Raw genomic sequence first — 6,357 nt, forward strand, 5'->3', positions numbered from 1 at the left:
ACCACGCCAGCGTCGGCGGCCCGGGCTCGGGGCTCGGCCGGGTCCGGCCGGGCCGGTCGGAGTAGCCCTGCTGCGGCCCGACGGCGAAGGTCAGCCGGGGGCCCCGCGGATTGCCGACGTGAATGCTCTGACCGTCGTGGACGTCGATGACCGGCATCCGATAGCCGTTGAGGTAGGTGCCGTTCAGCGAGCCGTTGTCGATTGCCAACCAGCGTCCCTGGTCGAAACGCAGGATCAGGTGGGCACGCGAGATGCGCGGATCGGCGATGCGCATGTCGGCCTGCATGTCGCGGCCGACGACCACCTCGTGTCCGGCCGCGAAGGATCGTTGGTACCCGTCGTGCCGAATCGTCAGGATGGGCGGGGCGGGTCGGGTCACTACTCAAGTATCGGGGCGCACCGCGGGTGCTTTCCGTTGAGGGGCCTGTGATTTCGCTATGTTTCCGCGCGGGCACTCATAGCGGTTTCATAGCTTGGTGAGACGAACCCCCCATCGGAATCCGGCATGATCTTGAACGTAAGGGGAGATTTCCGGCGCGCCGGGCACATCGCCGTGCCGGCCGAAGCGCCGAAGGAGCAGGGCTCCAATCGCGGTCCATGTGCCCGTGGTGTCGCGCGCCGTGCGGGGCCGCGGCGAGCCCCGGCCGGCTACGAGGGGGTGAGGTGATCGATGGACGAGGACAACGGGACCACCCGGCGCATCGGCGCCGGGCGCCGGCTGTTGAGCAGCCCCCGTCAGGCCCGCGCAGCGCTGCGCGCGGGCTTTCAGTCGGTGCCCGCGGTCACCATCTCCCACCTGTTCCGCCGCATCCCGCCGGTCGCTTCGACCCCGAGCGCGGAGGCCGAGGCGGCGCCGCACGCCGGCCAGGCCGACGGTTCCCGCCTGTCGATCGACGGCGGGGCCCCGTTCGCGGGGTACACGATCTTGCGGCAGCTGGGCGCCGGTGGCATGGCCGAGGTGTACCTGGCGCTGCATCCCCGGTTGCCACGTCGCGACGTCATCAAGGTCTTGGCGGAGGCGGTCACCGCCGATCCTGAGTTTCGCGAAAGGTTCAACCGGGAGGCCGATCTCGCTGCGACGCTGTGGCATCCCCACATCGTCGGCGTGCACGACCGGGGGGAATTCAACGGCCACCTCTGGATTTCCATGGACTATGTCGAGGGCACCGACGCCTCCCGGCTGGTGAAGGAGCGCCACCCCGACGGCATGCCGATCGACGAGGTGCGCGCCATCGTGCACGCCGTCGCGGGTGCCCTGGATTACGCCCACGACCGGGGGCTGCTGCACCGCGACGTCAAACCGGCCAACATCCTGCTCACCCATCCCGATGACGGGGAACGCCGAATCCTGTTGGCGGACTTCGGTGTCGCCCGCCACCTGGGTGACATCAGCGGAATCACCGAGACCAACGTCGCCGTCGGAACGGTGGCCTACGCCGCACCGGAGCAGTTGACGGGGTCCAACATCGACGGGCGCGCGGACCAATACGCGTTGGCCGCAACGGCTTTCCACCTGCTCACCGGTGCGCCGCCGTTTCAGCATTCGAATCCGATCGCGGTGATCAGCCAGCACCTGCACGAGGAGCCGCCCCTGCTCAGCGATTACCGCCCGGAGCTGGCCCACCTCGACGAGGTGTTCGGCAAGGCCCTGGCCAAACAACCCGAGGACAGATTCGAGCGGTGTCGCGCGTTCGCCACCGCCGTCGGCGAGCGAGTCGACGACGTCGAAGCGGCCGGCCCCCGAGCCCAGCCGAGCAGCGTCGCGGCGATGCACCACCGGTTCTCCTCGCGGGCGCGGTGGGCGGTCGGGCTGGTGTGCGCGATGCTCATTGCGGTGGCGGCCACCTGGTCGGTGCTGTACTCGTTCGAGCCGGACACCCCGCCGGGCAATCCCGCGCTCGCGTCCAAACCGTCCGCCCCCTCGCCCAGCGCCGCGCCGGCCAGCTCCGGCGGACCGGTGCTCAACGGCACCTACAGGCTGGACTACGACCAGAGCAAGCGCACCACCAACGGCGTCGCGATCCGCCACGACGGCCCCGCCACCGGGTGGTGGGCCTTCCGGTCGGTGTGCACCACCAACGGGTGTGCGGCCACCGGAGCGCGGCTGGACGACGCCGCCCACCAGACCGCCGCCGGCCAGACGGACACCTTGCGCTTCGTCGGCGGCTATTGGCAGGGCGCCCCGCAACAGGACCGGCTGGGCTGCGCCCCGCCCAACGGGCAGGCCCCGGCCACTCAGCAGGAGACGCTGGCATGGTCGCTGGCGCCACAGGCCGACGGCAGCCTGCGCGGCACCGTGACCGAGACCGTGCTCAGCAACGAGTGCGGCGCGCAGGGCGCGGTGGTCCGGGTGCCCGTGGTGGCCACCCGGGTCGGCGACGTGCCGGCCGGGGTGGACTTGGGCGATCCCGCCCAGGCCGTCAGCGTGTCGACGGCGGCGACGGCCCCGGCGCCGCCCGTGCTCGGCGCGGTCTGCGGCGACGTCGGCAAGCTGGCCTACGACCCGACCAACAGCGAGCAGATCGTCTGCGAGGGCAACAGCTGGGCCAAGGCGCCGATCACGATGGGCGTGCACGCCTCCGGCAGCTCCTGCGACCGCCCGGGCACCTCGGTCTTCGCCATGACCACCTCGAACGACGGTTATCTGCTGCAGTGCGATCCCGTCACCCGGACCTGGACGCGGCCGGGGGGATAGCGGCGCGTCCGGACCAATCGGCTACGCGCGAGTTTGATAGCGCCCGCGCTATCACGTTGGACGTTCGTCTTGCCCTTCCAAACCTGTACTCGTGTGAAGGACGGGGCTGGTTCTCGGGCGCGCTGACTGACTTTCGCGGCGTCACATTCCGAATAAACTTATGCGAATGCAGGCAGTGCGCGTCAGTACCGCTGCTCTACAGGTGATGGCTACCGGGTGGGCGGCGTCGGCGGACGAGCTAGAGGCTTTGGCGGCTCCGACTGCGTCCGGATTTTCGTGCCAGGCCAGCGCGTCCGCCGTCAATGTCGCCCATGCCGACGTCACCGCTTTCACTGCGGCGCTAGCGAGCCGAGTGCGTGCCCAAGCAACTCGCGTCACCGAAGCCGATGGTCGCTACGACGTCAATGAAACTGACTCCGCCGACGAGATGGCGGCTGTGGTCCATTCGACCATCGCGTTGTAGCCGATGTCAGCGATGGCGGGGTTCCCGATCCTCTCGCAGGTGCTGGCCTGGCCGACCGGACACTTGACAGAGGTGGCCGACCATTGGGAGATGGCCGGCGCGCGCAGCTATGCGGTCGCCAACCAAATTTGGCGTGATGGCCTATCGGTCGATTGGCAAGGTCGTGGCGCTGACGCGTTGCATGCGGCGACGCATGCCGACATGCTGAAAACCAGTGCGGTCGCCGATCAGCTGCAAGCGGCGGCGCGGGTTGCCCGAAGCGGTGCCTCCGACCTGTCCGCAGCTCGCTTGCGGGTTCGGTATGTCGTCGAGGACGCCTTTAGGGCGGGTTTCGATGTGCGCGAAGACATGTCAGTTACCGATAGCTCGACTGACGGTTCGATCGCGCGGCGAGCTGCCCGGGAAGCTGAGGCGCAAGCCTATGCGCGTGATATTCGCCAGCGCGCGGCGCAAGTCGTCTCCCTGGACGAACAGGTCGCTGGCAAGGTTACCGCGGCTATGGCCGGAATCCGCGACATCTTCCCGCAAGCCCCGACCTCTGGCGCACCGCAGCGAAAACCCAAAATCCAAGCCGTCGACAACCACACGTTCAAAGAGGATCCACCACCAACCGGGTCGTACCCCGTCAACGAAGTGATCGCCGAGGCCACCGACTTAGACGGCAACCACGTGGTTCTCCGTCGCGGTTACTACGACGAGCGAACACAACAGGGTTTCGGATGGGATAAGGCGTTTTGGAGACATCACGTAACCAACCCCAATGTGTTCAAAGATCTGATCTCACACAGTCGACCGATCAGTAATAACGACGGGACTCTCGTCTACGAAGTTCCGATCAATCGCGTCCACTGCACACGAGGACCCCTGGGAATCGCTGACTGTGAGGACACCGGCGAGAGCCTGACAATGAGGATCGTTGTGAACATCAACGAAGGACGCGCGGGCATACCTGACGGAGGTCGGGGTGATCTCGATGTATCCGCTCGCCGGCGGTAGCGGCGTGGTCGAAGTGGAACCGGGCTGGACGCTGTGCCCGCCGTGGGTGAACAAAAATGTGCCCATCAACTGAACCCGACGACGCTCAAGCGCAGTTTGCGGCTGATGTGCTGCGGAAATTGTTGCGCCGTATCGATGACGAGAACAGCAGGCGTAACAACCCTTATCTGGTCTCCCACGCCTGGACCGACGGAACAATGATGTACGTGGTGTACACGGCACCACCGTCGGACAGAACCTGGGGACTGGCCCGCGACACCAGGGAGTCGATTATCGATCCTGCCCCGTGGCCAAATTTGGACGAGGCGGTGCTCTATTACTATCTGCTCGATTTCGAGGAGAACCAGCCCTCCTCGTCTTTTCGTCGCCCGGGTGAGCCGGACACGATTTGGTGGTTTGGTTTTCCGCGCGAAGACCTCCCAGAACGACCATCAAGCATCCCGGAGGCGTATAGGCGCACGTCATCCAACAGAGCATGGTCGTCGAAGGACGAAGAGCGGCCCGCCACGGAGCCTCGTCGATACGGAAACCCACTCTGAGCGCGACCACCTGGTCAAGGCCTACCTAGACGAGTGCCCGACACTTGTCGGTGCACGGTTCTACCCTGGTGGCATGGCTTTCGCCACGGAGCATCCGGTACTCGCACATTCGGAATACCGCGCGGTCGACGAGGTCGTGCGCGTCGGTGGCCACTTCGAGGTGGTCAGCCCGCACTCGCCCGCCGGCGACCAACCGGCCGCCATCGACGAGCTGGAACGCCGCATCAGGGCGGGGGAGCGCGACGTGGTGCTGCTCGGCGCCACCGGCACGGGCAAGTCGGCCACCACCGCCTGGCTCATCGAGCGGCTGCAGCGGCCCACGCTGGTCATGGCGCCGAACAAGACGCTGGCCGCACAGCTGGCCAACGAACTTCGAGAGATGTTGCCGCACAACGCGGTTGAGTACTTCGTGTCGTACTACGACTACTACCAGCCGGAGGCGTACATCGCCCAGACCGACACCTACATCGAAAAGGACAGCTCGATCAACGACGACGTGGAGCGGCTGCGGCACTCCGCGACGTCGTCGCTGCTCTCGCGGCGCGACGTGGTCGTGGTGGCCTCGGTGTCGTGCATCTACGGCCTGGGAACGCCGCAGTCGTATCTGGACCGCTCCGTGGAACTCAGCGTGGGCACCGAGGTGCCCCGCGACGCGCTGCTGCGGCTGCTGGTCGACGTCCAGTACACCCGCAACGACCTGTCCTTCACCCGCGGCTCGTTCCGGGTGCGCGGCGACACGGTCGAGATCATCCCGTCCTACGAAGAGCTGGCGGTGCGCATCGAGTTCTTCGGCGACGAGATCGAGGCGCTGTACTACCTGCACCCGCTGACCGGCGACGTGATCCGCCAGGTCGACTCGCTGCGCATCTTCCCGGCCACCCACTACGTCGCCGGCCCGGAGCGGATGGTCCACGCCATCTCGACGATCGAGGAGGAGCTGGCGGAGCGGCTGGCCGAGCTGGAGGGCCAGGGCAAGCTGCTGGAGGCGCAGCGGCTGCGGATGCGCACCAACTACGACATCGAGATGATGCGCCAGGTCGGCTTCTGTTCGGGAATCGAGAACTACTCGCGCCACATCGACGGCCGCGGCCCGGGCTCGCCGCCGGCCACGCTGCTCGACTACTTCCCGGAGGACTTCCTGCTCGTCATCGACGAGTCGCACGTCACCGTGCCGCAGATCGGCGGCATGTACGAGGGCGACATGTCCCGCAAGCGCAACTTGGTCGAATACGGGTTCCGGCTGCCGTCCGCCTGCGACAACCGCCCCCTGACCTGGGAGGAGTTCGCCGACCGGATCGGGCAGACGGTGTACCTGTCGGCCACCCCTGGCCCCTACGAACTCAGCCAGGCCGGCGGCGAGTTCGTCGAGCAGGTCATCCGGCCGACCGGGCTGGTGGACCCGAAAGTGGTGGTCAAGCCGACCAAGGGCCAGATCGACGACTTGATCGGCGAGATCCGGAAGCGCACCGACGCCGACGAGCGGGTGCTGGTCACCACGCTGACGAAGAAGATGGCCGAGGACCTCACCGACTACCTGCTGGAGATGGGCATCCGGGTGCGCTACCTGCACTCCGAGGTCGACACGCTGCGCCGGGTGGAGCTGCTGCGCCAGCTGCGCCTGGGCGAGTACGACGTCCTCGTCGGCATCAACCTGCTGCGCGAGG

General features: G+C 67.0%; 4 protein-coding genes and 1 pseudogene. 4 read left to right on the plus strand and 1 reads right to left on the minus strand.

What is annotated here, in order from left to right; all coding sequences use genetic code 11:
• Positions 1–379 (minus strand): FHA domain-containing protein (locus A5692_RS25365; protein WP_156766274.1); only part of this gene is annotated, 379 nt, incomplete at its 3' end.
• A gap of 291 nt (positions 380–670) precedes the next feature.
• Between A5692_RS25365 and A5692_RS25370 the strand changes: the two genes are divergently transcribed.
• The 4 genes and pseudogenes from A5692_RS25370 to uvrB form a co-directional block, all read left to right on the plus strand.
• On the plus strand, positions 671–2,695 hold the full coding sequence (locus A5692_RS25370; protein ID WP_068061629.1) for a serine/threonine-protein kinase: 2,025 nt from the start codon (positions 671–673) through the stop codon (positions 2,693–2,695).
• Positions 2,696–2,861: 166 nt separating this feature from the next.
• The gene (locus tag A5692_RS25375; RefSeq protein WP_068061635.1) at positions 2,862–3,158 is read left to right on the plus strand and encodes a hypothetical protein; all 297 of its coding nucleotides are present in this window, start codon (positions 2,862–2,864) and stop codon (positions 3,156–3,158) included.
• 3 nt (positions 3,159–3,161) lie between these two features.
• Positions 3,162–4,227: pseudogene (locus A5692_RS25380) on the plus strand (hypothetical protein).
• 539 nt (positions 4,228–4,766) lie between these two features.
• The coding region (uvrB, locus tag A5692_RS25385) for an excinuclease ABC subunit UvrB (RefSeq protein WP_068061632.1) at positions 4,767–6,357 on the plus strand (1,591 nt) is incomplete at its 3' end.

The organism is Mycobacterium sp. E342 (assembly GCF_001667665.1).
Lineage (GTDB): Bacteria > Actinomycetota > Actinomycetes > Mycobacteriales > Mycobacteriaceae > Mycobacterium.

What these genes read in the sequence shown, in the direction of transcription:
- A5692_RS25375 (WP_068061635.1), top strand. Translation starts at nt 2,862, where the DNA reads ATGCAGGCAGTGCGCGTCAGTACCGCTGCTCTACAGGTGATGGCTACC.
- A5692_RS25370 (WP_068061629.1), top strand. Translation starts at nt 671, where the DNA reads ATGGACGAGGACAACGGGACCACCCGGCGCATCGGCGCCGGGCGCCGG.